Origin of the sequence: Enterococcus pseudoavium NBRC 100491 (genome assembly GCF_001544295.1) — a bacterium.
Taxonomy (GTDB): Bacteria; Bacillota; Bacilli; order Lactobacillales; family Enterococcaceae; genus Enterococcus_A; species Enterococcus_A pseudoavium.
In genome coordinates, this window is sequence record NZ_BCQF01000001.1 from 100191 (window position 1) to 121905 (window position 21715).

Annotated in this window: 36 protein-coding genes; 2 read left to right on the forward strand and 34 right to left on the reverse strand. The window is 40.6% G+C overall.

The window, feature by feature from the left end:
- Positions 1 to 6: 6 nt before the first annotated feature.
- Positions 7 to 369 (reverse strand): Asp23/Gls24 family envelope stress response protein, encoded by a 363-nt coding sequence (locus tag EP1_RS00425; RefSeq protein WP_010742791.1) that lies wholly within the window; start codon positions 367 to 369, stop codon positions 7 to 9.
- A 321-nt stretch (positions 370 to 690) separates the two neighbouring features.
- On the opposite strand from EP1_RS00425, the gene rpmB reads away from it, so the two are divergent.
- On the forward strand, positions 691 to 879 hold the full coding sequence (rpmB, locus tag EP1_RS00430) for a 50S ribosomal protein L28 (protein ID WP_010747188.1): 189 nt from the start codon (positions 691 to 693) through the stop codon (positions 877 to 879).
- A gap of 282 nt (positions 880 to 1161) precedes the next feature.
- Complete coding sequence (locus EP1_RS00435; protein ID WP_067621718.1) at positions 1162 to 3768, forward strand: YfhO family protein; 2607 nt, start codon at positions 1162 to 1164, stop codon at positions 3766 to 3768.
- A gap of 47 nt (positions 3769 to 3815) precedes the next feature.
- Here EP1_RS00435 and truA read toward each other — a convergent pair whose 3' ends face one another.
- The 33 genes from truA to rpsJ all read right to left on the reverse strand — a co-directional run bounded on the left by truA (position 3816) and on the right by rpsJ (position 21521).
- Complete coding sequence (gene truA / locus EP1_RS00440) at positions 3816 to 4562, reverse strand: tRNA pseudouridine(38-40) synthase TruA (protein WP_067621720.1); 747 nt, start codon at positions 4560 to 4562, stop codon at positions 3816 to 3818.
- A 185-nt stretch (positions 4563 to 4747) separates the two neighbouring features.
- A complete protein-coding gene (locus EP1_RS00445; protein ID WP_067621723.1) occupies positions 4748 to 5545 on the reverse strand; it encodes an energy-coupling factor transporter transmembrane component T family protein in 798 nt (265 codons plus the stop codon).
- Entirely contained in the window at positions 5535 to 6404 is an 870-nt protein-coding gene (locus tag EP1_RS00450) for an energy-coupling factor ABC transporter ATP-binding protein (protein WP_067621725.1), read from the reverse strand. The genes EP1_RS00445 and EP1_RS00450 overlap by 11 nt, the downstream gene beginning before the upstream one ends.
- A complete protein-coding gene (locus EP1_RS00455; protein WP_067621728.1) occupies positions 6380 to 7216 on the reverse strand; it encodes an energy-coupling factor ABC transporter ATP-binding protein in 837 nt (278 codons plus the stop codon). Before EP1_RS00455 ends, EP1_RS00450 begins: the two co-directional genes overlap by 25 nt.
- Before the next feature lie 255 nt (positions 7217 to 7471).
- Positions 7472 to 7852, reverse strand: a complete 381-nt coding sequence (rplQ, locus tag EP1_RS00460) for a 50S ribosomal protein L17 (RefSeq protein WP_067621730.1) — start codon at positions 7850 to 7852, stop codon at positions 7472 to 7474.
- 27 nt (positions 7853 to 7879) lie between these two features.
- A complete protein-coding gene (locus EP1_RS00465) occupies positions 7880 to 8818 on the reverse strand; it encodes a DNA-directed RNA polymerase subunit alpha (RefSeq protein WP_010747196.1) in 939 nt (312 codons plus the stop codon).
- Between the two features lie 79 nt (positions 8819 to 8897).
- A complete protein-coding gene (rpsK, locus tag EP1_RS00470) occupies positions 8898 to 9287 on the reverse strand; it encodes a 30S ribosomal protein S11 (RefSeq protein ID WP_016179483.1) in 390 nt (129 codons plus the stop codon).
- A 24-nt stretch (positions 9288 to 9311) separates the two neighbouring features.
- The gene (gene rpsM / locus EP1_RS00475) at positions 9312 to 9677 is read right to left on the reverse strand and encodes a 30S ribosomal protein S13 (RefSeq protein WP_067621732.1); all 366 of its coding nucleotides are present in this window, start codon (positions 9675 to 9677) and stop codon (positions 9312 to 9314) included.
- A gap of 18 nt (positions 9678 to 9695) precedes the next feature.
- Positions 9696 to 9812, reverse strand: a complete 117-nt coding sequence (gene rpmJ, locus EP1_RS00480) for a 50S ribosomal protein L36 (protein WP_010742772.1) — start codon at positions 9810 to 9812, stop codon at positions 9696 to 9698.
- 33 nt (positions 9813 to 9845) lie between these two features.
- Positions 9846 to 10064: a translation initiation factor IF-1 gene (infA, locus tag EP1_RS00485; RefSeq protein ID WP_010742771.1), complete on the reverse strand. Its 219-nt coding sequence runs from the start codon at positions 10062 to 10064 to the stop codon at positions 9846 to 9848.
- A 175-nt stretch (positions 10065 to 10239) separates the two neighbouring features.
- Entirely contained in the window at positions 10240 to 10887 is a 648-nt protein-coding gene (locus tag EP1_RS00490) for an adenylate kinase (protein ID WP_067621734.1), read from the reverse strand.
- Between the two features lie 153 nt (positions 10888 to 11040).
- Positions 11041 to 12342: a preprotein translocase subunit SecY gene (secY, locus tag EP1_RS00495; RefSeq protein ID WP_067621737.1), complete on the reverse strand. Its 1302-nt coding sequence runs from the start codon at positions 12340 to 12342 to the stop codon at positions 11041 to 11043.
- Positions 12342 to 12782 (reverse strand): 50S ribosomal protein L15, encoded by a 441-nt coding sequence (rplO, locus tag EP1_RS00500; RefSeq protein ID WP_067621738.1) that lies wholly within the window; start codon positions 12780 to 12782, stop codon positions 12342 to 12344. The genes secY and rplO overlap by 1 nt, the downstream gene beginning before the upstream one ends.
- 41 nt (positions 12783 to 12823) lie before the next feature.
- Entirely contained in the window at positions 12824 to 13003 is a 180-nt protein-coding gene (gene rpmD / locus EP1_RS00505; RefSeq protein ID WP_010747202.1) for a 50S ribosomal protein L30, read from the reverse strand.
- Positions 13004 to 13017: 14 nt separating this feature from the next.
- A complete protein-coding gene (gene rpsE / locus EP1_RS00510; RefSeq protein ID WP_067621740.1) occupies positions 13018 to 13518 on the reverse strand; it encodes a 30S ribosomal protein S5 in 501 nt (166 codons plus the stop codon).
- 20 nt (positions 13519 to 13538) lie between these two features.
- Complete coding sequence (gene rplR, locus EP1_RS00515) at positions 13539 to 13895, reverse strand: 50S ribosomal protein L18 (RefSeq protein ID WP_083507461.1); 357 nt, start codon at positions 13893 to 13895, stop codon at positions 13539 to 13541.
- Between the two features lie 52 nt (positions 13896 to 13947).
- Entirely contained in the window at positions 13948 to 14484 is a 537-nt protein-coding gene (gene rplF, locus EP1_RS00520) for a 50S ribosomal protein L6 (protein WP_067621745.1), read from the reverse strand.
- Positions 14485 to 14515: 31 nt separating this feature from the next.
- Positions 14516 to 14914 carry a 30S ribosomal protein S8 gene (gene rpsH, locus EP1_RS00525; protein ID WP_067621747.1) on the reverse strand — a complete coding sequence of 133 codons (399 nt, stop codon included), beginning with the start codon at positions 14912 to 14914 and terminating at the stop codon, positions 14516 to 14518.
- Between the two features lie 32 nt (positions 14915 to 14946).
- The gene (locus EP1_RS00530; RefSeq protein WP_028020384.1) at positions 14947 to 15132 is read right to left on the reverse strand and encodes a type Z 30S ribosomal protein S14; all 186 of its coding nucleotides are present in this window, start codon (positions 15130 to 15132) and stop codon (positions 14947 to 14949) included.
- Positions 15133 to 15149: 17 nt separating this feature from the next.
- Complete coding sequence (gene rplE / locus EP1_RS00535; RefSeq protein ID WP_067621749.1) at positions 15150 to 15689, reverse strand: 50S ribosomal protein L5; 540 nt, start codon at positions 15687 to 15689, stop codon at positions 15150 to 15152.
- 26 nt (positions 15690 to 15715) lie between these two features.
- The gene (rplX, locus tag EP1_RS00540) at positions 15716 to 16027 is read right to left on the reverse strand and encodes a 50S ribosomal protein L24 (protein ID WP_067621751.1); all 312 of its coding nucleotides are present in this window, start codon (positions 16025 to 16027) and stop codon (positions 15716 to 15718) included.
- Positions 16028 to 16062: 35 nt separating this feature from the next.
- Positions 16063 to 16431: a 50S ribosomal protein L14 gene (rplN, locus tag EP1_RS00545; RefSeq protein ID WP_010742760.1), complete on the reverse strand. Its 369-nt coding sequence runs from the start codon at positions 16429 to 16431 to the stop codon at positions 16063 to 16065.
- Positions 16432 to 16486: 55 nt separating this feature from the next.
- Positions 16487 to 16753 (reverse strand): 30S ribosomal protein S17, encoded by a 267-nt coding sequence (gene rpsQ, locus EP1_RS00550; protein ID WP_067621753.1) that lies wholly within the window; start codon positions 16751 to 16753, stop codon positions 16487 to 16489.
- Positions 16754 to 16772: 19 nt separating this feature from the next.
- A complete protein-coding gene (rpmC, locus tag EP1_RS00555) occupies positions 16773 to 16964 on the reverse strand; it encodes a 50S ribosomal protein L29 (RefSeq protein ID WP_010747210.1) in 192 nt (63 codons plus the stop codon).
- Positions 16954 to 17388, reverse strand: coding sequence for a 50S ribosomal protein L16 (rplP, locus tag EP1_RS00560; RefSeq protein WP_010742757.1), 435 nt, complete (start codon positions 17386 to 17388; stop codon positions 16954 to 16956). Before rplP ends, rpmC begins: the two co-directional genes overlap by 11 nt.
- 2 nt (positions 17389 to 17390) lie before the next feature.
- On the reverse strand, positions 17391 to 18047 hold the full coding sequence (gene rpsC / locus EP1_RS00565) for a 30S ribosomal protein S3 (RefSeq protein WP_010782057.1): 657 nt from the start codon (positions 18045 to 18047) through the stop codon (positions 17391 to 17393).
- A 13-nt stretch (positions 18048 to 18060) separates the two neighbouring features.
- On the reverse strand, positions 18061 to 18408 hold the full coding sequence (gene rplV / locus EP1_RS00570; protein WP_010742755.1) for a 50S ribosomal protein L22: 348 nt from the start codon (positions 18406 to 18408) through the stop codon (positions 18061 to 18063).
- A 21-nt stretch (positions 18409 to 18429) separates the two neighbouring features.
- The gene (gene rpsS, locus EP1_RS00575; protein ID WP_067621755.1) at positions 18430 to 18708 is read right to left on the reverse strand and encodes a 30S ribosomal protein S19; all 279 of its coding nucleotides are present in this window, start codon (positions 18706 to 18708) and stop codon (positions 18430 to 18432) included.
- Between the two features lie 42 nt (positions 18709 to 18750).
- Entirely contained in the window at positions 18751 to 19581 is an 831-nt protein-coding gene (rplB, locus tag EP1_RS00580; protein ID WP_067621757.1) for a 50S ribosomal protein L2, read from the reverse strand.
- Between the two features lie 38 nt (positions 19582 to 19619).
- Positions 19620 to 19910 carry a 50S ribosomal protein L23 gene (gene rplW / locus EP1_RS00585; protein WP_067621759.1) on the reverse strand — a complete coding sequence of 97 codons (291 nt, stop codon included), beginning with the start codon at positions 19908 to 19910 and terminating at the stop codon, positions 19620 to 19622.
- Positions 19910 to 20533, reverse strand: coding sequence for a 50S ribosomal protein L4 (gene rplD, locus EP1_RS00590; RefSeq protein WP_067621761.1), 624 nt, complete (start codon positions 20531 to 20533; stop codon positions 19910 to 19912). The genes rplW and rplD overlap by 1 nt, the downstream gene beginning before the upstream one ends.
- A gap of 28 nt (positions 20534 to 20561) precedes the next feature.
- A complete protein-coding gene (gene rplC, locus EP1_RS00595) occupies positions 20562 to 21191 on the reverse strand; it encodes a 50S ribosomal protein L3 (RefSeq protein ID WP_067621763.1) in 630 nt (209 codons plus the stop codon).
- A 21-nt stretch (positions 21192 to 21212) separates the two neighbouring features.
- Positions 21213 to 21521 carry a 30S ribosomal protein S10 gene (gene rpsJ, locus EP1_RS00600; protein WP_010756438.1) on the reverse strand — a complete coding sequence of 103 codons (309 nt, stop codon included), beginning with the start codon at positions 21519 to 21521 and terminating at the stop codon, positions 21213 to 21215.
- Positions 21522 to 21715 lie beyond the last annotated feature (194 nt).

Consider the following 21715-nt stretch of genomic DNA (forward strand, 5'->3'; position numbering starts at 1 on the left):
CTGCCCTTAGTCAGGCAGAACACGTACACCTTGAACATAGACATTCACTGAATTAGCTGTAACTCCAAGCATCGTTTCCAAATTATATTTCACTTTTTCTTGGACATTGCGCGATACTTCCGAGATCTTCGTGCCGTAGCTGACGATCGTATAGACATCGACTGCGATTCCGTTCTCTTCTTGACGTACAACAACGCCGCGTGAATAATTTTCTTTTCTTAAAATTTCTGTGATATTGTCTTTGATTTGATTTTTACTAGCCATCCCGACGATACCAAACACGTCAGTAACTGCACCGCCGACAACCGTCGCGATGACGTCGTTTGAAATTTCGATCATACCAGTCTGTGTATTGATTTTCACAGCCATAGTTGTTAGCCTCCTTAAATAGGCCTAATTGCCCATTTTTTCTACTATAATAGTTTATCATAGCCCTATGACAAATAAAAGAAAGTTCCATTGCGGTTTGCTGATAGGGCATTGCCTGCTGTCCGCAAATTTTGTTCAACTTCCTCGCATCAAAACTTTTGTTAAAAAAATTACGCTAACAGAGTATAATTTACCTGCAAATCCTTAGATTGTCAATCTTTCTAAAAAAATTCACTTGCTAATCTTGCTAATCTATGCTATTTTATTTTAGTATGAGCCAAAGAAGCGCTCCTAAATCAAGGCAAAAGGAGGAAACAACACATGGCAAAAGTTTGCTATTTTACTGGTCGTAAAACAAGAAGTGCAAATAACCGTTCGCACGCTATGAACGCTACTAAACGTACTGTAAAACCTAATTTACAAAAAGTTCGCGTTTTAGTGGACGGAAAACCTAAAAAAGTTTGGGTCTCAACTCGTGCTTTGAAATCTGGAAAAGTTGAGCGCGTTTAATATTATTTATAATTAAAGAACCCAACAAACCGTTCGTAAATGAACGGTTTTTTTGTGTATTTTTTTATACTCACTGCTCTTGTCTCGGTCTAGTTGGTAATTCTACGGCTTAACCGACCTCGCCCACCTCTTATTTAGCTTAGGACAAAAGCCTTTTGGGATTAGTTAAGTTTTCAACAAAAAGGCAAAACTTTGCTTGAGTTTCATAGCTCTTTCACAATATTTAACGGTAATTATGGTAAAATTTGGATAGTCTGTTGAAAGAAGTTTGGTGATTTTTATATGAAAAACTATCTTAAAAAAAATCGTTGGTACTTGCTGGTTAGCTTTTTCCTACCGCTAGTATTGATGGTAATCGTTTATTTAACAATCGGTATCTATCCTGGGTCAAGCCGCAGCATCTTGGCTAGCGATGCTTTTTCCCAATTTTCAAATTTCCATGCCAGTTTCCGGAATATGCTTTTAGGCAAACAAGGGCTTTTTTATAATTGGAATGCCTCGCTGGGATTGAATTATTTATCTTTGGTCTCGTATTATTTAGGCGGTTTTTTTACGCCACTGGTTATTTTCTTTCCCAATCAATTAATGCCCGATGCCTTGTATTTCCTAACACTGTTGAAGATTGGCTCGGCTGGATTAGCTTTTTGGTTTTATGCGAAAGGCAGTTTCAAATTGCCGGATTGGTCACGGGTCGCATTGAGCGTCACGTACGCCTTGATGTCTTTTGCCATTGCTCATTCTGAGATTATCATGTGGCTGGATGCCTTCGTCTATTTACCGCTAATTATTTTAGGCATCAATCGAATCATGGATGAAAAGAAACCAACCGTTCTTTTTGTTTCTTATTTAATGTTGTTTTGGACCAGTTTTTACATGGGCTTTATGATTGGTATCTTTTCAGTACTATATTTTATCGCCCGTTTGCTTACCAATTGGAAGGCCTATAAAAAAAGCATCCTTCCTTATGGGATCACTTCCCTTTTAGCAGGTTTTGCTTCCATGATCATAATCTTGCCTTCCGTGCTAGATCTGCGGACCAACGGTGAAGAATTAACGCAAATCACAACCTTTAAAACAGAAGCGACCGGCTGGTGGGATTTTGTCGCGAAGAATTTGATTGGCGCTTACGACACGACAAAATATGGCTCGATCCCGTTTATTTATATCGGTTTACTACCCTTGGCTCTTTGTCTATTTTTCTTCATTTGTAAAAAAATTCCTTGGAAAAATAAATTGGCCTATGGTGGTGTGGCTGCGCTTTTGATCGCTAGTTTTTACATTCAGCCATTGAATTTATTCTGGCACGGGATGCATGCACCAAATATGTTCTTGTTCCGCTACGCTTACTTACTGTCCTTTTTAGTCATTACTTTAGCAGCCTGGGGTTGGGAAAAATTAGACCGTGATAATACGTTGCAATTAGTCGCCGCTTGCCTGTTGCTAATCGCCCTTTTCGCAATATTTTGGGGCCTGAAAGGCAAAAACTACGAATACCTTAAAAATAGCTCGTTATACATCACCATTGCTTTCTTAGCGGTCTATGCACTACTCTTTACTGGTCGTTATTTTGATAAGTTACCGATCAAAGCACTGAGTATTTTACTATTGCTTTTCATGAGTACTGAGGCTTTTATCAATAGTGATTTTATGGTGCGGGGGATTTTAAAAGATTGGAATTACGCTTCTCGCAGTCTGTATACTGAACCATATCCCTCCATTAAAGGATTAGTGGACAGCACCAAAGCGGATAATGACACCTTTTATCGCCTAGAAAATCTTGATCCGGTTTCTTCTAATGATGCTTTTAATTATGGCTATAGCGGAATCAGCATGTTCTCGTCGATCCGCAATCGTCATTCTTCCGGCTATCTGGATCAATTGGGCTTCCGTTCAAGAGGAACCAGCCTGAACATTCGTTACCAAAATAATACCCTGTTGGCAGATGCCTTTACTGGAATCAAATACAATATCGCCAAAACGAAAGATCTAAATAAATTTGGTTTTACTAAAACCAAGAGTGCCGGTGAATACAATCTATTTGAAAATAGTTACAATTTACCATTGGCTTTCACTGCGCCAACGAGTATCGATCAATTAAAAGCATTGCCAAATGATAACCTTGGTACTCAAACGCAATTATTTAATGCTTTGTCGCAAGAACAATTCCAATATTTCCAATTCTTGCCGATGACCCAGATCGATACAAAAAATGCGACGGTCACGAACGCCGGCAACATCATGACAATTACGGAAAAACAAGGGAATGTCGCCAAAGATGTCACTTGGAAAGTTCAAGTTCCAGCAAACACTCAAGCTTACCTAAGCCTTTATCCGTATGATTTTGCTGAATTGGAAAGTTCAACCGCGACGGTCTCCGCCAATGGTCAGACTCGCCAAGCACAAATTGGAATCAACGGACAATACTACGATTTAGGCTATTATCCTAAATCAACGATGGTGACCTTTACCGCCAGCTTCTATGGGACAAAATCCATCAGCTTCCAGAATCCGCAAGTATTAGCCTTAGATACGGTCGCCTATCGCCTAGCTGTAGACAAGATCCAGGACAACGGGGTGGAGATGAAGGCCGGCAAGCACAGTGCTGAAGGAACGGTAACTACTCAGAAAACTCAGACTTTAATCACGACGATCCCCTACGATGAAGGCTGGAGCGCTAAAATCGATGGGAAAAAGGTCAAAACGAAAGCTTTCCAAAATGCCTTCGTCAGCATTCACGTGCCAAAAGGCCAACATAAAGTGACCTTTACTTACTTACCAAAAGGCTTGATTGCTGGTGCAAGCTCCTTTGTGATCGCCATCGGGCTGTTTATTCTTTATCAAAGGTCCCTGACTCCAAAGAAAATAAAACGTAAAAAATATCGTCATTAAAAAAAAGCCTCGCATAACCACTGATAACTGGTTATGCGAGGCTTTTTCTATTGATATTTGACTTCCGCTAAATAAAGCCCTTCCGGATGCGCCGTGGGACCAGCAACATTCCGATCCTTCGCTGCGATAATCTGTGGGATACTATCTGCTGGAATGCGACCATTACCGATTTTCAGCAAGGTACCAACTAAAATTCGGATCATTTTATATAAAAAGCCATTGCCACGAAAAACAAAGGTTAGCTCTGTTTCGTCTTCATTGACCAATAAATCCGCTTGGTAGATCGTCCGCACCTTATCTTCAATCGAACCGCCCGTCGCACAGAAAGAAGTAAAATCATGCGTTCCCAATAGATCTGGCAAGGCTTGTCGAATCAGTGTCAAATCGAGGGGATAAGGATAGTAACTTGCATAAAAGCGGCGAAACGGACTGCGGGGCTTAGCAATTTGAACCTTAAAGTGGTAGGTTTTTTCCACCACGTGATAGCGAGCATGAAAATCATCTGCAACGATTTCCACCGAAGAAACTGCAATATCCTCAGGAGTTTGTGTATCCAGTGCAAAACGCATCCGTTCTAACGGCCGCGCTTGCGGATAATCAAAATGGATCACTTGTCCCAACGCGTGAACCCCCGCATCAGTTCTTCCTGAACCAAAGATCGTAACTGGTGTCCCATTGTTCATTTTCGTCAATGTTTTTTCCATTACCTCCTGAACAGTCCGACCATTTGGCTGTCGTTGAAAGCCATTAAAATTTGTCCCATCATAGGCGATGATCGCCTTATATCTAACCATTGTAATTCTCCTTTTTATCACAAAGAATTAATCATTTCAAAAAAATACTGAAACGTAACTAGTAGTTTCAGCCGGAGTCATTATAACAGCTTTTAATCAGGATTCCAATCTGATCAAAACTACAACCTATTAAAAAACTGCAGCCAAAATCCCTACAGGAACGTTGACTACAGTCGACTGTTTATTTAACTTCGCAAGAAAATCAAGACAATCGTTGCAGCAGCAAAGGTAATTAAAACCAAAGTATCGCGATTAGCCCACTGCAATTTACGATATTTGCTGCGTCCTTCACCACCCCGATAGCCGCGGGCCTCCATTGCTGTCGCAAGATCTTCTGCCCGATTAAAACTGCTGACAAACAACGGGATCAATAAAGGCACGATTGCTTTAACCTTTTGAATCAAGTTGCCATCGTTAAAATCGACACCCCGAGCCCGCTGAGCATTCATGATTTTTTCCGTCTCATCCATCAACGTTGGGACAAAACGTAAAGCGATCGATAACATCAATGCAATCTCGTGGACCGGCAAATGAAGCTTTTTCAACGGGTTCAACAACGATTCGATTGCATCAGACATCGATAACGGTGGTGTCGTCAACGTCAACAAAGTCGACATGAAAATAATCAGAACGAAACGGCAGAAGATAAATAGACCATTCTGGATACCATAAGACGATAGACTAAAGACACCCCAAGACCAGTACAAAGTTCCCCCACGGGTAAACAGCATCTGCAACGCAACAGTGAAGATAATCAACCAGATCAATGGTCGAACTCCTTTAATAAAGAAATTCAAATTAATCTTGGAAAGTAGCACTGCCACCATCGTAAAAGCAGCTAAAAATAGATAACTTTGCCAATTATTAGCTAAGAAAATAATCCCAATAAAATAAAAGCTAGCTACTAACTTCGCTCGTGGATCCAGACGATGGATCAAAGAATCTCCAGGAATATAACGTCCAAAGATCAATTTATTCATCATGAGCAGGACCTCCTGCAAATTTTACGATCCAATCTGCTAATTCATTTTCAGTCAAGGGCAGTTTATCAAATACGGACCCTCGTGCCTGCATTTTTTCGGCAAAAGCACTGGCTTGCGGCACCCCTAATTGCTTTTCCTTCAACCAAGCGACATCTTCAAAGACGGACTGAGGATCCCCATGCTTCACCACATGACCTTTTTCTAAAACATAAACATAGTCAGCAAAATTGGCGACATCATCCATTAAATGGGTAACTAAAACAATGGTCATCTTTTTTTCTTGATGCAAACGCCAAAACATTTCCATCATTTCTTTTCTTCCCAGCGGATCTAAGCCTGCTGTCGGCTCGTCTAAGACCAAAACTTCTGGTTCCATAGCTAAGACCCCGGCAATCGCTACTCGGCGCATTTGCCCCCCAGAAAGCTCAAATGGTGAACGTTCAAGATACTCTTCCGCCAAACCAACTAATTTTAAATTTTCTTTTGCCAGCGCCAATGCTTCTTCTTCACTAGCACCAAAGTTTTTAGGACCAAAAGCGATATCCTTAGCAACGGTTTCTTCGAATAGTTGCGCCTCAGGAAATTGAAACACAATCCCAACTTTTTTGCGAACTGGTCTCAAATTTTTATTGTCTGTCGTTGGCGTGATAGTCCGATCACCAATAATCACCTTTCCCTCAGTAGGTTTCATCAAGGCATTCAAATGTTGCAGCAAAGTCGATTTCCCGCTACCCGTATGGCCCACTAAAGCAGTGTAAGAACCGGCTTTAATATTTAGATCGATATCATAAAGCGCGCGTTGTTCAAAAGGAGTATTCGGTTGGTAAACGTAGCTTACTTTTTCAAAACGGATGTCCATAACCACTCCATCATCCCTTCTTCATCTAAATAATTCGTTGGGACAGTTACCCCACGTGCTTTTAAGGCTGCTTTCAATTTCTCAGGAAACGGCAGATCTAATCCTAACGCCACCAGCTCAGGTCCGGCTGAAAAAATTTCTTCGGGCGTTCCTTCTTGATACAACTCACCTTCACGCATCACTAAGATCCGATTGGCACTAGCCGCTTCATCGATATCGTGAGTAATCGAGATAACAGTTAGTTCACTTTCTTCTTTGATCTTGCGAATCGTTGCAATCACATCGTCGCGTCCTTCTGGATCCAGCATACTGGTTGCCTCATCCAAAATGATAATATCTGGTCGCAATGCTACTACCCCAGCGATTGCTACCCGTTGCTTTTGTCCACCAGATAAACGCGCCGGTTCACGTGTTGCAAAATCCTGCATCTTAACTTTTTCCAAGGCATCTTGGACCCGCTTTTGCATTTCACTTCGTTCGATCCCTTGATTCTCCAAACCGAAGGCAACGTCGTCCTCAACGGTAGCTCCAACGAATTGATTATCGGGATTTTGAAAAACCATTCCAACCATTCGACGAATATCCCAAACAGATTCTTCAGACAGTTGCATTCCTCCAACTGTGACACTTCCCTTTTGGGGGAGCTGCAAACCATTGATTGTTTTGGCTAAGGTGGACTTGCCCGATCCATTGTGCCCGACAATCGCAATCCACTCGCCTTTTTCAATAGAAAAACTAATATCCTTCAAAGCAGGTGCTGCATCTTCTTGATAGCTAAATTCAATTTGATTGATTTCAATTATTGGCTCCATCGTTACACCTTTCCACTTCTTTGCAAATCTGTTCTAAGCCTAGCAAAAAAGACTGGTTTTATCAATCCTTGTTACTCGATAAAATGCTTTTGTATACCGATCTGTCTTGACAGTATTTTTGGGTATAAAAAAACACTTTATGATGAGTGCCGGCTTCCCAGTTTTCTGGGAAGCGGCGCTGAGCTAGACTCGGAGAAATAAATCTCCAACATCATAACACTCTAAAAGAATCATCTATAAAGTGAAGAGTGATTATTATACAAGTTCTAAAACAACCATAGGGGCGTTGTCGCCGCGACGAGGTTCAGTTTTTAAGATACGAGTGTATCCACCTTGACGTTCTGCGTAACGAGGAGCAATGTCGTTGAATAATTTTTGTAATGCAGTTTCAACAACGATTTCTTCGTTTTCTTCACGAACATCAGCGATTTCATTACGTACAAAGCTAGCAGCTTGGCGACGTGCATGAAGATCCCCGCGTTTTCCTAAAGTAATCATCTTTTCAGCAGTTGAACGAACTTCTTTCGCACGAGCTTCAGTCGTAACGATACGTTCGTTGATAATTAAGTCAGTTGTTAAGTCACGCAACATTGCTTTACGTTGGCTAGATGTGCGTCCTAATTTACGATAACTCACGTAGGTTTCCCTCCTTTGTCAACAATATTAATCGTCTTTACGTAGTCCTAAACCAAGATCATGCAATTTAGCTTTCACTTCTTCAAGTGATTTACGACCTAAATTACGTACTTTGATCATTTCTGGTTCAGATTTATTCGTCAATTCTTGAACCGTATTAATTCCGGCACGTTTCAAGCAATTGTACGAGCGTACAGACAAGTCTAGTTCTTCGATGGTCATTTCTAACATTTTTTCTTTTTGAGTTTCTTCTTTTTCTACCATGATTTCAGCATTTTTAGCTTCATCTGTTAGATTTACAAAGATATCCAAATGTTCTGTTAGAATTTTCGCTGCAAGGCTCAATGCTTCTTGAGCAATAATTGATCCATCAGTCCAAATTTCCATCGTTAATTTATCGAAGTCATCACGACGACCAACTCGCGTATTTTCAACTTGATAGTTGACTTTACGAACTGGTGTATAGATAGAATCGACCGGAAGGACACCAATTGGCATATCTTCCTTTTTATTTTCGTCTGCTTGAACATAGCCTCGACCAGGTTTTACTGTTAGACGAGCATGGAATGTCGCGCCTTCAGCAACAGTACAAATGTACATATCTTTATTCAAGATTTCAACGTCGCTGTCAACGATAATATCGCCGGCAGTTACCGTAGCTGGTCCAGTAATATCGATCTCAAGGGTTTTTTCTTCTTCAGCGAATAGCTTCAGCGCTAAACCTTTGATATTCAAGATGATTTGTACAACGTCTTCTCTTACACCTTTGATGGTCGAAAATTCGTGTAACACTCCATCGATTTGAATATTGGTAATGGCCGCGCCCGGTAAAGAAGAAAGTAGAATACGACGTAGAGAATTACCTAAAGTAGTTCCATAACCTCTTTCCAAAGGTTCAACAACGAACTTGCCATAATCTCTGTCTTCATCAATTTTTGTGATTCTTGGTTTTTCGAATTCAATCATTCTTATTTTTTACCCCTTTCAAAACGAAAAGTGTCTTGTTCAATGACGTTTCCGGTAAACTCATAGAGTTGGGCACTCATTAAACACGACGGCGTTTTGGAGGGCGGCATCCATTATGAGGTACTGGAGTCACGTCACGAATTGCAGTTACTTCTAAACCAGTTGCTTGCAATGAACGAATCGCTGCTTCACGACCAGAACCAGGTCCTTTAACAGTTACTTCAACACTTTTCAATCCATGTTCCATTGCAGCTTTTGTTGCAGTTTCAGCAGCCATTTGAGCAGCGAAAGGAGTTGATTTTTTACTTCCTTTGAAGCCTAATGAACCAGCAGATGACCATGCTACAGCGTTACCGCTAGCATCAGTAATCATGACGATTGTATTATTGAATGTCGAATGAATATGAGCGATACCAGTTTCGATATTCTTCTTCACACGACGTTTACGATTGACTTTCTTTGCTACCATGAAGATTTAAACCTCCTTCACTAATTATTTTTTCTTGCCAGCAATAGCGCGAGCTGGGCCTTTACGAGTACGAGCGTTGTTCTTAGTGTTTTGTCCACGTGTAGGCAAGCCACGACGATGACGGATTCCACGGTAAGAACCGATTTCCATCAAGCGTTTGATGTTTAAGTTAGTTTCACGACGAAGATCGCCTTCAACTTTTAATTTATCGATTTCAGCACGGATAGCGTCTGTTTGTTCGTTTGTTAAATCACGTACACGAACGTCTTCAGAAACGCCTGCATCGGCTAAAACTTTTTTCGCTGTAGTATTTCCAATACCGTAAATATAAGTAAGTGAAATTACCACGCGTTTATCACGAGGAATATCTACTCCTGCAATACGAGCCATACTTAATTACACCTCCAATTATCCTTGACGTTGTTTATGTTTTGGGTTTGCTGGGCAAATCACCATAACACGTCCATTACGACGAATTACTTTACAATGTTCACACATTGGTTTTACTGATGGTCTTACTTTCATGATTATACCTCCTGAAGTTTTACGGAGTACAACTTACTTAAAGCGATAGGTAATGCGACCACGGCTCAAATCATAGGGAGAAAGTTCAACTGTAACCTTATCTCCAGGTAAGATTCGAATGTAATACATCCGGATTTTACCAGATACGTGTGCTAGAACTTCGTGTCCGTTTTCCAACTCGACTTTAAACATTGCATTCGGCAAAGTTTCGACGACTGTTCCTTCGATTTCAATCATATCTTCTTTTGCCACGCAGAGTACCTCCTTGTAGTTGTTTCGCATTTTCACACGATAAAATGGCGGAAACTGCAGTTCCCACCCTAATTCTAAAGTTAACTTCTAAAAAAGCTAGAAGTCAGACTGACAAATTCTATCACAAAACATCGAACTTGGCAAGACAAACTGCATCTCAAGTCGGCAGGCAAAATTATTTTTCGATAATCTTTTCTACATCCGCAAATACGGCATCAATTTCCCGATCTCCATCAACTGGATACAACAGACCTTCTTCATCATAGTAAGCTAAAATCGGTTCACTGTTTTTAATGTTCACAGTTAAACGATTTTTAACGGTTTCTGGCTTATCATCTTCGCGTTGATAGAATTCATGACCACCACAGCGATCGCAAGTTCCTTCAACTTTTGTAGGGTTGAAGATTTTATGATAAGTAGCACCACAATTGCGGCACATGAAGCGTCCTGCTAAACGTTCAACCAACACTTCTTCTGCTACTTGAATTTCAATCACAGCATCAATCTTTTTATTCAAGTCCGTTAACATTTCAGCTAATGCTTGGGCTTGATCTAAAGTACGAGGGAAGCCGTCCAATAAGAATCCTTGATCCGTATCCTTTTGAGCTAAACGTTCCTTCACGATACCGTTAGTAACTTCGTCTGGAACCAAATTCCCTGCATCCATATATGATTTTGCTTTCAATCCGAGTTTTGTCTCGTTTTTGATTGCTTCTCGGAACATATCCCCCGTGCTGATATGCGGAATATTGTACGTCGCAACAATTCTTTCTGCTTGTGTTCCTTTTCCTGCCCCTGGCAGACCCATTAAGATCAGGTTCATTGATTTCCCTCCTAAGTTATTACCAAAGGATTCATTTTTCTGCAAAGATGAATCCTACCTGTATTCATGCATCCTATAAAACTTTTAGACTTTTGACCTCTATTAGTCACAGCGAAGCGAGAACGGCGTTGAGGAAAACCTCAACACGCGAATCTACTCTTCATCCATGAATCCGACATAACGTCGTTTCAGCATAAGTCCTTCTAATTGTTTCGCTGTTTCTAATGCGACACCCACAACGATCAAAAGACTGGTCCCGCCTAAACCGATTGATTGAGGCAAATTCCAAATCATTTGTGCGATAATCGGTAGTAACGCAATTAGTCCTAAGAAAATAGCACCAACAACGCTTAAACGCATCAAAATTGCAGAAACATATTCTTCTGTTCCTTTACCTGGTCTTACACGAGGAATATAACTTCCTTGCTTTTGTAAGTTCTCTGCTAATTTTTCAGGGTTAACCTGAACAAAGGCATAGAAGAAGGTGAAGGCAACAATCAGAACAGTATAAATCGCGGCACCTGGAACTGTGTTATAGCTGAACAGCTTAGTTAACACTTCATACCAGCCCTCCGCACCATATTTACCGGCTAATGCTTGTAACACCGCATTGGGCGTTGCAATGAATGAGCTGGCAAAAATTACTGGGATAACTCCAGCAGCATTTACTTTTAATGGTAGATAACTGCTTGTTGGAGCGCCAACGACTTGTTTTGTATATTGAATCGGAATTTTTCTTTCTGCTTGTTGGAAGTACGTTACGAAAACGACAATCGCAACAATTGCAATAAGTAAAATTACGACAAAAATAACTGATTTCCAAATATCACTAGGATCGATATTTACAAAATAGTCATCGTAGATATCCATGATGCTTTGTGGTAACCGTGAAATGATCCCCGCAAAGATAATCATAGATACGCCATTACCGATACCTTTTTCTGTAATTTGCTCTCCCAACCAAGTAACGAACATCGTTCCGGCTGTAAGAATGATACCGATCGTAACAAAAGTTTGAACATTGCGATTAGGCACGAAACCAAATTGAGCAAAATAATCAAAACCAGCCGTGATACTGACAGACTGAATGAAAGCTAACACTAATGTTAAATAGCGAGTTGCTTGATTTAACTTTTTGCGTCCAACTTCCCCTTGTTTTGACCATTCGACAAACTTAGGCACGATATCCATCTGCAACAACTGAATAACAATTGAAGCCGTGATATATGGAGAAACTCCCATCGAAAAGATCGAGAAGTTTTGCATGGCAGAGCCACTAACCATATTCAGCATTCTGAAAAATGGCATTTCACTCAAACCTTGCAAGCCATGTGCATCAACGCCGGGGACAGTGACTTGAGCACCGATCCGGAAAACAAGAAGTACTAAAACGGTGAATAATATCCGTGATCGGATGTTCTTAACTTTGAAAGAATCTTTTAAAAGTTTGAACATTAAATCACCTCGATTGAACCACCAGCAGCTTCGATTGTTTCTTGAGCACTTTTAGAGAATTTAGCCGCTTTAACAGTTAATTTTTTATCTAATGATCCGTTTCCTAAAACTTTAATTCCAGCTTTTTCGTTTTTCACGATTCCAGCTTCAACTAAAGCAACTGGTGTTACTTCAGTTCCATCTTCAAAACGGTTTAAGACATCCACGTTGATAACAGCATATTCTTTACGATTCACGTTAGTAAATCCGCGTTTTGGTAAACGACGGAATAAAGGCGTTTGACCACCTTCAAAACCTAAACGTACACCGCCGCCTGAACGAGCCTTTTGACCTTTTTGACCACGTCCAGCTGTTTTTCCGTTACCTGATGAAGTACCACGTCCAACGCGGTTGCGAACTTTACGTGAACCTTCGGCAGGTTGTAATTCATGAAGTTTCATTATATTTGGCACCTCCTTAGATTTTAATCATCATTAAGTTGTTAAACTTCTTCTACGTCCACTAAATGAGAGACTGTGTTAACCATACCTTTGATTGCATCATTGGCAGGTTTAACGACAGTGCTGTTCATTTTTTTAAGACCCAACGCTTTAACAGTGTCACGTTGGTTTTGAGGACGTCCGATAATACTGCGTTTTAAAGTAATTTTTAATTCAGCCATTTCTTTCGTCCTCCTTAGTTAGCTAAGTTTTCAACAGAGATGCCGCGTAATTCAGCTACGTCTGCTGCTTTTTTTAATTGAGTTAAGCCTTCAACCGTTGCACGAACAACGTTGATTGGTGTGTTTGAACCTAAAGATTTAGAAGTTACATCGGCAACCCCAGCTAATTCCAAGACGGCACGAACTGGTCCACCAGCGGCAACTCCAGAACCTTCAACGGCTGGTTTCATTAAGATACGTCCGCCGCCGAATACACCAATAACTTCGTGAGGAAGCGTAGTTCCTACCATTGGTACTTCGACTAGGTTTTTCTTAGCGTCTTCGATTGCTTTACGAATTGCTTCAGGTACTTCTTGTGCTTTACCAGTACCAAAGCCTACATGACCGTTTTTGTCACCGACAACAACTAGTGCTGCGAAACGTAGACGACGTCCACCTTTAACAACTTTAGTAACACGGTTGATCGCTACAACGCGGTCTTCTAATTCCAAATGTTTTGGATCGATATAAACCATGAATGGTGTTCCTCCTTCTCCTAAAATTCTAGTCCATTTTCGCGAGCTGCTTCAGCTAAAGCTGCTACACGGCCATGGTAAAGGTATCCACCACGGTCAAAGACTACTTTCTTAATACCTTTTTCTGATGCACGTTCTGCTACTAATTTCCCAACAGCTTGTGCTTGTTCAGTTTTTGTTCCACCTGAAATTTCTTTATCCAAGGCAGAGGCACTTGCTAGCGTCACACCCGCTACGTCATCAATTACTTGCGCGTAGATGTTTTTGTTAGAACGAAAAACGTTCAAGCGTGGGCACTCAGCAGTACCAGAGATCTTACCGCGAACGCGCATGTGGCGTTTTTGGCGTGTCTTATTTTTATCTGGTTTTGAAATCACAATTGTCACCTCTTTGATTAAGCTGGCCTAAGCCGCAAGTAGGTTTGACCTACTATTTACCAGTTTTACCTTCTTTACGACGTACGTATTCGCCAACATAACGGATACCTTTGCCTTTATAAGGTTCTGGAGGACGAGTTCCGCGGATTTTCGCAGCTAATTCGCCTACTACTTCTTTGTCTGATCCCTTAACCACTACTTGAGTGTTTGCAGGAACTTCAATTGTAACGCCTTCTGGTGCTACGATCTCAACTGGATGTGAGTAACCTACGTTTAAAACAAGTTTTGATCCTTGTAATTGTGCACGGTACCCAACCCCGATTAATTCTAATGCTTTTTGGAACCCTTCTGAAACACCAACAACCATGTTATTGAAGTTTGCACGAGTTGTTCCGTGGATTGTTTTCATTTCTTTGCTGTCGTTTGGACGAGTAAATGTTACTTCGTTTCCTTCGATACTCATTTTGATATCAGAAGAAAAAGTACGAGTTAATTCACCTTTAGGTCCTTTAACAGTTACATCGTTCCCGTTTTGAGTTACTTCAACTCCTGCAGGTAAAACGACTACTTTATTACCAATACGGCTCACTTAAAGACACCTCCTCATGGATTGTTTGATCTTACCAAACGTAAGCTAGCACTTCGCCGCCAACGTTTTTACCTCTTGCTTCTTTATCAGTAACTAAACCTTCAGAAGTAGAGATGATTGCGATACCTAAACCATTTAATACTTTTGGTACTTCGTCAGCTTTGACGTAAGCACGCAAACCTGGTTTAGAAATACGTTTTAAGTTCGTGATAACACGTTCGTCATTTTTACCGTATTTAAGGAAAACACGGATCATGCCTTGTTTGTCATCTTCGATATATTCAACATCACGTACGAAACCTTCACGTTTAAGGATTTCAGCGATGTCACGTTTGATTTTTGAAGCAGGTACTTCTACTGTTTCGTGTTTTACCATGTTGGCATTACGAATACGAGTTAGAAAATCTGCAATTGGATCTGTCATGACCATTGAACTATTTACCTCCTTTATGCGAGTTTATTTTACCAGCTAGCTTTCTTCACGCCGGGAATTTGACCTTTGTAGGCAAGTTCGCGGAAGCAAATACGGCAAAGATGAAATTTACGATAAACTGAATGTGGACGTCCGCAACGTTCGCAGCGAGTATATTCTTGCGTTGAATGTTTTGCAGGGCGTTTGTTTTTAGCAATCATTGATTTTTTAGCCAATTTTTTCGCCTCCTTGATTATTTTTGGAATGGCATTCCAAGTTGTGTTAATAATTCGCGAGATTCTTCGTCAGTTTTAGCAGTTGTAACAATAACGATATCCATACCGCGAACTTTATCAACTAAATCATAATCTACTTCAGGGAAGATCAATTGTTCTTTAACACCTAAAGTAAAGTTACCACGGCCATCAAAGGATTTTTTGCTTACTCCGTGGAAGTCACGTACACGTGGAAGTGATACAGACACTAATTTGTCTAAGAATTCATACATTCTTTCTCCACGTAGTGTTACTTTCGCACCGATAGGCATTCCTTCACGTAAACGGAAACCAGCGATTGATTTTTTAGCTTTTGTGATAACTGGTTTTTGACCAGAAATCAAGGCTAGTTCTTCAACGGCTTTGTCTAAGTTTTTGGCATTCGATACCGCATCACCAACACCCATGTTGATAACGATTTTCTCAACTTTAGGAACTTCCATAACTGAACTATAATTAAATTTTTCCATCAAAGATGGTGTAATTTCACTTACAAATTTTTCTTTTAGGCGGTTCATCTATAAGATCCTCCTTCCTTGTTTAATTATTTATCTAGAGCTTCGCCGGTTTTCTTAGAAACACGGACTTTCTTGCCGTCAACCACTTTATAGCCAACGCGTGTCGCTTCTCCATTTGAAGGGTCGATCACCATAACATTAGAAGCATGAATTGGCGCTTCTACCTCAACGATTCCGCCTTGAGGGGCTTCTTGAGAGGCTTTTTTATGTTTTTTCACGATATTGACGCCTTCAACAACGACTTTATCTTGTTTAGGAAGGGCTTCTAATACAACGCCTTCTTTATTTCTGTCTTTACCAGAGATAACTTTTACTTTATCGCCTTTTTTAACGAACATTACTGTTGCGCACCTCCTTTGGTTGAATCTTTCGATTATAATACTTCCGGTGCCAATGAAACGATCTTCATGAAATTGCCTTCGCGTAGTTCACGAGCGACAGGTCCGAAGATACGTGTTCCTCTTGGGCTCTTGTCATCACGAATGATAACAGCTGCATTTTCATCAAATTTGATATAAGAACCGTCAGTACGACGTGCGCCTGATTTAGTTCTAACGATAACGGCTTTAACGACGTCACCTTTTTTGACAACACCACCTGGCGTTGCTTGTTTAACCGTAGCAACAATCACATCACCGATATTTGCAGTTTTGCGACCAGATCCGCCAAGAACTTTAATAGTTAAAATTTCACGAGCGCCTGAGTTGTCCGCAATTTTTAAACGACTTTCTGCTTGGATCACTTGTGTATCCTCCTTTCAGATTTAAAAAACATCTATATAGGAAAATCTCGTGTGATTAGATAATCACTGCTTTTTCAACGATTTCAACCAGACGGAAACGTTTGGTAGCTGATAATGGACGAGTTTCCATGATTTTCACGATATCGCCAATTTTTGCTTCATTGTTTTCATCGTGAGCTTTGTATTTTTTAGAATATTTCATGCGTTTACCGTAGATTGGATGGTTCTTTTTGGTTTCAACGACAACTGAGATCGTTTTGTCCATTTTGTCAGATACCACACGTCCTTGATAAACTTTACGTTGATTTCTTTCTTCAGTCATACTGGAATGCCTCCTTCCACTATTTGTCAGCTTGTTCGCGCAACACAGTTTTAATGCGTGCAATCGATTTACGTACTTCTTTAATACGTGCAGTGTTTTCTAATTGACCTGTTGCTAATTGGAATCTAAGATTGAACAATTCTTCTTTTAATTGTTTTTCTTGATCTAGCATTTCGGCAGTGGTTAATTCTCTGATTTCTTTAACCTTCATTCGATTCACCACCCATTTCCTCACGTTTTACGATCTTAGTTTTCATGGGTAATTTGTGAGAAGCAAGACGTAATGCTTCACGAGCTACTTCTTCAGGAACGCCGGCGATTTCAAACATGATCTTGCCGCGTTTAACTGGTGAAACCCAGCCTTCAGGAGCCCCTTTACCTTTACCCATACGTACGCCGATGGCTTTTGATGTATATGATTTATGAGGGAAAATTTTAATCCACACTTTCCCACCACGTTTCATGTAACGAGTCATGGCGATACGTGATGCTTCGATTTGGCGGTTAGTAATCCAATGTGATTCAACAGCTTGTAAGCCGAATTCACCAAATGCGATTTCTTTTCCACCCTTAGCTTCTCCGCGCATTTTACCACGGAATTCACGACGGTGTTTTACACGTTTAGGTACTAACATGATTATTTCCCTCCTTTCTTAGTGTTTTTCTTTGTAGGAAGAATTTCTCCACGATAAATCCACACTTTAACTCCTAGTTTTCCGTATGTTGTATTCGCTTCTTCCCAAGCGTAGTCGATATCGGCACGCAATGTATGAAGAGGAACAGTTCCTTCTGAATATCCTTCTGAACGAGCGATATCCGCACCATTCAAACGACCAGATACTTGAGTTTTGATCCCTTTAGCTCCTGAACGCATAGTACGTTGGATTGCTTGTTTTTGTGCGCGACGGAAAGCAACACGGTTTTCTAATTGACGTGCGATTCCTTCTCCGACTAATTTTGCATCTAAATCTGGCTTTTTGATTTCAACGATGTTGATGTGAACTCGTTTGCCAGTTAATTTATTCAATTCTTTTCTTAGGCTTTCAACTTCAGATCCGCCTTTACCGATAACCATACCAGGTTTAGCTGTGTGAATTGAAATGTTTACACGATTTGCAGCGCGTTCGATTTCAACGGTTGACACAGCGGCATCAGCAAGTTTCGTTGCGATGAACTTACGGATTCTCAAATCTTCGTGTAAAAATTCAGCATACTCTTTTTCAGCATACCATTTAGCATCCCACTCACGGATGATGCCTACACGCATTCCAATAGGATTTACTTTTTGACCCACTGATTATCCCTCCTTATTTTTCTGATACCACAACGGTAATATGACTTGTACGTTTGTTGATTGGTGATGCTGAACCTTTTGCACGTGGACGGAAACGTTTCATTGTTGGTCCTTCGTTAACAAATGCTTCAGAAACTACCAAATTTTCTACATCTAAGTCAAAGTTGTTTTCTGCGTTAGCAACGGCTGACATCATTACTTTTTCGATGATTCCAGCAGATTTGTTCGGTGTGAATTTCAAAATTGAAATTGCTTCTGCTACGCTTTTTCCTCTAATAAGATCGATTACTAAACGTGCTTTACGAGGAGAAGTGCGAACTGTTTTCGCAGTTGCCTTAGCTGATGTAATTTGTTCTGCCATGTTAATATCCTCCCCTCAAAATTAACGTTTTGTTTTCTTATCGTCGGCGGCATGTCCACGATAAGTTCTTGTTGGTGCAAATTCACCTAATTTATGTCCTACCATGTCTTCTTGGATGTAAACTGGCACATGTTTGCGTCCGTCATAAACAGCAATTGTGTATCCTACGAAATTAGGGAAAATTGTTGAACGACGAGACCAAGTTTTAATAACTTTTTTCTTTTCAACACCTTGTTGCGCTTCGACCTTTTTCATCAAATGGTCATCGACGAAAGGTCCTTTTTTCAAACTACGACCCATGGTGTACCTCCTCTCAAAATATGCGACACATAGTCAATGGTTCTATTTAGTCTTACGACGTACGATAAGCTTGTCTGATGCAGCTTTCTTATTACGTGTTTTGTAACCCAATGCAGGTTGTCCCCAAGGAGATACTGGAGCTTTACGTCCGACTGGAGCTTTACCTTCACCACCACCGTGTGGGTGATCGTTAGGGTTCATTACGCTACCACGTACTGTTGGGCGTTTGCGCATCCAACGAGAACGACCAGCTTTACCGATGTTGATCAATTCATGTTGTTCATTACCAACAGAACCGATTGTTGCACGGCAAGTAGCTAAGATCATACGAACTTCGCCAGAGTTTAAACGTACTAATACGTATTTTCCTTCTTTACCAAGTACTTGAGCACTTGTACCAGCTGAACGGATTAATTGTCCGCCTTTGCCTGGTTTCATTTCAATGTTGTGGATAACTGTACCAACTGGAATATTTTCCAATGGTAATGTGTTACCAATCTTAATATCTGCATCTACGCCAGATACGACTGTCATGCCAACTTCTAGGCCTTTAGGGGCTAAGATGTAAGCTTTCACTCCGTCTGTATAATGAACTAATGCAATATTTGCTGAACGGTTTGGATCGTATTCGATCGTTTGAACTTTCGCAACCACGTTATCTTTATTACGTTTGAAGTCGATAACACGGTATTGACGTTTATGTCCGCCACCTTGATGACGTACAGTGATGCGACCGTTGTTGTTACGACCGGCGTTGTTTTTCAATGGTTGTAATAACGTCTTTTCAGGCGTCGAAGTAGTGATTTCAGCGAAATCAGAACTTGTCATATTACGTCGACCATTTGTGGTAGGTTTGTACTTTTTAATCGCCACGTCTGGTTCCCTCCTATTTACTAATGTTTTCCTGACGCTTATTCAGCAGCGTCAAAAAGTTGGATTTCTTTTGAGTCTTCAGTCAAAGTCACAACAGCTTTGCGACGTTTTTTTGTGAAGCCTTGATGTTTACCCATACGTTTTGCTTTTGGTTTAGCATTCATAATGTTTACATTTTTAACTTTAACGTCAAAAGCAGCTTCAACCGCTTGTTTGACTAAAGTTTTATTCGCACGAGTGTCAACTTCGAAAGTGTATTTCTTTTCATCCATGTCTAACATAGATTTTTCAGTGATCACCGGGCGTTTAATTACGTCTAGTAAGTTCATTATGCAAGCACCTCCTCAATTTGAGTAAGAGCGGTTTGCGTTGCTAAGATTTTTTCATTAGCGACTACATCTAATACAGTAACGTTGTTTGAAGTAGTAACAGTTACGTTTGCTAAGTTACGAGCAGCAAGGCCTGCAACTTCGTTTTCTGTTTCTAAAACAACCAATACTTTAGAATTGATAGACAAGTTAGCTAAAACTTGTTTGAATTCTTTTGTCTTAGGAGCGTCAAAGCTTAAAGCGTCAACAGCAACTAAGTTATTTTCAGCAACTTTTTCTGATAAAACAGATTTGATTGCTAAGCGACGAACTTTTTTAGGAAGTTTGTAGCTGTATGAACGTGGTGTAGGTCCGAAGACAACGCCACCTCCACGCCATTGTGGTGAACGGATAGAACCTTGACGAGCACGTCCAGTCCCTTTTTGACGCCATGGTTTGCGACCACCGCCACGAACTGCGCTACGATTTTTCACAGCGTGTGTTCCTTGTCTTAATGAAGCGCGTTGCATAACGATTGCATCGTAAACAACACTTTCATTTGGTTCGATTCCGAAGATTTCTTCATTTAAAGTGATGTCACCGTTTTGAGTTCCATCTTGTTTGAATAATGCTACAGTTGGCATTCCTTAGTTCCTCCTTTCCTCTAACTAATTATTTAGCTTTCACAGCTGATTTGATAGTGATTAAAGATTTTTTAGCGCCAGGAACGTTTCCTTTAACTAAGATAACGTTGCGTTCAACGTCAACACGAACAATTTCAAGATTTTGAATTGTTACGCGATTGCCACCCATACGGCCAGCAAGTTTTTTATTTTTAAATACACGGTTCGGTGCAACAGGACCCATAGATCCAGGACGACGATGGTAACGAGAACCGTGAGCCATTGGGCCGCGACTTTGTCCGTGACGTTTGATAACGCCTTGGAATCCTTTACCTTTAGTCGTTCCGGTAACATCAATGATGTCTCCAGCTTGGAAAGTATCAACTTTCACTTCTTTACCTACTTCATAGTCTCCTAGCTCAACATCTTTGAATTCTCGAATGAAGCGCTTAGGAGCCGTGTTTGCTTTTGCAACATGACCTTTCGCAGGTTTGTTAGACAAAACTTCACGCATATCTTGGTAACCTAATTGAACAGCTTCGTAGCCATCGTTTTCCATTGTTTTAACTTGTAAAACAACGTTTGGAGTAGCTTCGATAACAGTAACTGGAATAAGTTCGCCAGATTCTGTGAAGATTTGTGTCATTCCCACTTTTTTCCCTAAGATTCCTTTGGTCATGATTACACCTCCATCTTCTTATTATAGTTTGATTTCAATATTCACACCTGATGGTAAGTCAAGCTTCATTAAAGCATCAACTGTCTTCGGTGTTGGGTTCACAATGTCAATCAGACGTTTGTGAGTACGCATTTCGAATTGTTCGCGTGAATCTTTGTATTTATGAGTCGCACGGATTACAGTGTAAAGACTGCGTTCAGTCGGTAATGGAATTGGACCTGAAACGCTAGCTCCAGTTCTTTTTGCAGTTTCCACGATTTTATCCGCTGATTGATCTAAAATACCATGTTCATACGCTTTTAAACGGATACGAATTTTTTGTTTTGCCATCTTGTTCCCTCCTTCGCCTATTTTAAAAGTAGACATAGCTCCACGAAAATCTCCGTCACGCTCGTTCGTGGCAAAGCGTCCGGGCGTGTCGCAACCTCTCGTTTCAAAGCCGACGGATTCTTTTTCAGAACCCCCCAGTGATATCTGCACCTCTGCAAACAGCACCTTTATGATTATATTACATGAGGCCTACG

Coding starts and splice junctions, on each gene's coding strand:
- rpsH (WP_067621747.1), bottom strand. CDS start 14,914: ATGGTCATGACAGATCCAATTGCAGATTTTCTAACTCGTATTCGTAAT.
- EP1_RS00455 (WP_067621728.1), bottom strand. CDS start 7,216: ATGGAGCCAATAATTGAAATCAATCAAATTGAATTTAGCTATCAAGAA.
- rpmJ (WP_010742772.1), bottom strand. CDS start 9,812: ATGAAAGTAAGACCATCAGTAAAACCAATGTGTGAACATTGTAAAGTA.
- truA (WP_067621720.1), bottom strand. CDS start 4,562: ATGGTTAGATATAAGGCGATCATCGCCTATGATGGGACAAATTTTAAT.
- EP1_RS00435 (WP_067621718.1), top strand. CDS start 1,162: ATGAAAAACTATCTTAAAAAAAATCGTTGGTACTTGCTGGTTAGCTTT.
- EP1_RS00425 (WP_010742791.1), bottom strand. CDS start 369: ATGGCTGTGAAAATCAATACACAGACTGGTATGATCGAAATTTCAAAC.
- rplP (WP_010742757.1), bottom strand. CDS start 17,388: ATGTTAGTACCTAAACGTGTAAAACACCGTCGTGAATTCCGTGGTAAA.
- EP1_RS00465 (WP_010747196.1), bottom strand. CDS start 8,818: ATGATTGAATTCGAAAAACCAAGAATCACAAAAATTGATGAAGACAGA.
- rplV (WP_010742755.1), bottom strand. CDS start 18,408: ATGGCAGAACAAATTACATCAGCTAAGGCAACTGCGAAAACAGTTCGC.
- rplC (WP_067621763.1), bottom strand. CDS start 21,191: ATGACCAAAGGAATCTTAGGGAAAAAAGTGGGAATGACACAAATCTTC.
- rplE (WP_067621749.1), bottom strand. CDS start 15,689: ATGAACCGCCTAAAAGAAAAATTTGTAAGTGAAATTACACCATCTTTG.
- rpmD (WP_010747202.1), bottom strand. CDS start 13,003: ATGGCTGAATTAAAAATTACTTTAAAACGCAGTATTATCGGACGTCCT.
- EP1_RS00490 (WP_067621734.1), bottom strand. CDS start 10,887: ATGAACCTGATCTTAATGGGTCTGCCAGGGGCAGGAAAAGGAACACAA.
- rpsM (WP_067621732.1), bottom strand. CDS start 9,677: ATGGCTCGTATTGCAGGAGTAGATATTCCTCGTGATAAACGCGTGGTA.
- EP1_RS00450 (WP_067621725.1), bottom strand. CDS start 6,404: ATGGACATCCGTTTTGAAAAAGTAAGCTACGTTTACCAACCGAATACT.
- rpsQ (WP_067621753.1), bottom strand. CDS start 16,753: ATGACTGAAGAAAGAAATCAACGTAAAGTTTATCAAGGACGTGTGGTA.
- rpmB (WP_010747188.1), top strand. CDS start 691: ATGGCAAAAGTTTGCTATTTTACTGGTCGTAAAACAAGAAGTGCAAAT.
- rplW (WP_067621759.1), bottom strand. CDS start 19,910: ATGAACTTACTAGACGTAATTAAACGCCCGGTGATCACTGAAAAATCT.
- rpsS (WP_067621755.1), bottom strand. CDS start 18,708: ATGGGTCGTAGTTTGAAAAAAGGACCTTTCGTCGATGACCATTTGATG.
- rplO (WP_067621738.1), bottom strand. CDS start 12,782: ATGAAACTTCATGAATTACAACCTGCCGAAGGTTCACGTAAAGTTCGC.
- rpmC (WP_010747210.1), bottom strand. CDS start 16,964: ATGAAGGTTAAAGAAATCAGAGAATTAACCACTGCCGAAATGCTAGAT.
- EP1_RS00445 (WP_067621723.1), bottom strand. CDS start 5,545: ATGATGAATAAATTGATCTTTGGACGTTATATTCCTGGAGATTCTTTG.
- rplD (WP_067621761.1), bottom strand. CDS start 20,533: ATGCCAACTGTAGCATTATTCAAACAAGATGGAACTCAAAACGGTGAC.
- rpsE (WP_067621740.1), bottom strand. CDS start 13,518: ATGGTTTATATCGATCCAAAACATTTGGAATTAGAAGACCGCGTTGTA.
- rplX (WP_067621751.1), bottom strand. CDS start 16,027: ATGTTCGTTAAAAAAGGCGATAAAGTAAAAGTTATCTCTGGTAAAGAC.
- rpsJ (WP_010756438.1), bottom strand. CDS start 21,521: ATGGCAAAACAAAAAATTCGTATCCGTTTAAAAGCGTATGAACATGGT.
- rpsK (WP_016179483.1), bottom strand. CDS start 9,287: ATGGTAGCAAAGAAAGTCAATCGTAAACGTCGTGTGAAGAAGAATATC.
- secY (WP_067621737.1), bottom strand. CDS start 12,342: ATGTTCAAACTTTTAAAAGATTCTTTCAAAGTTAAGAACATCCGATCA.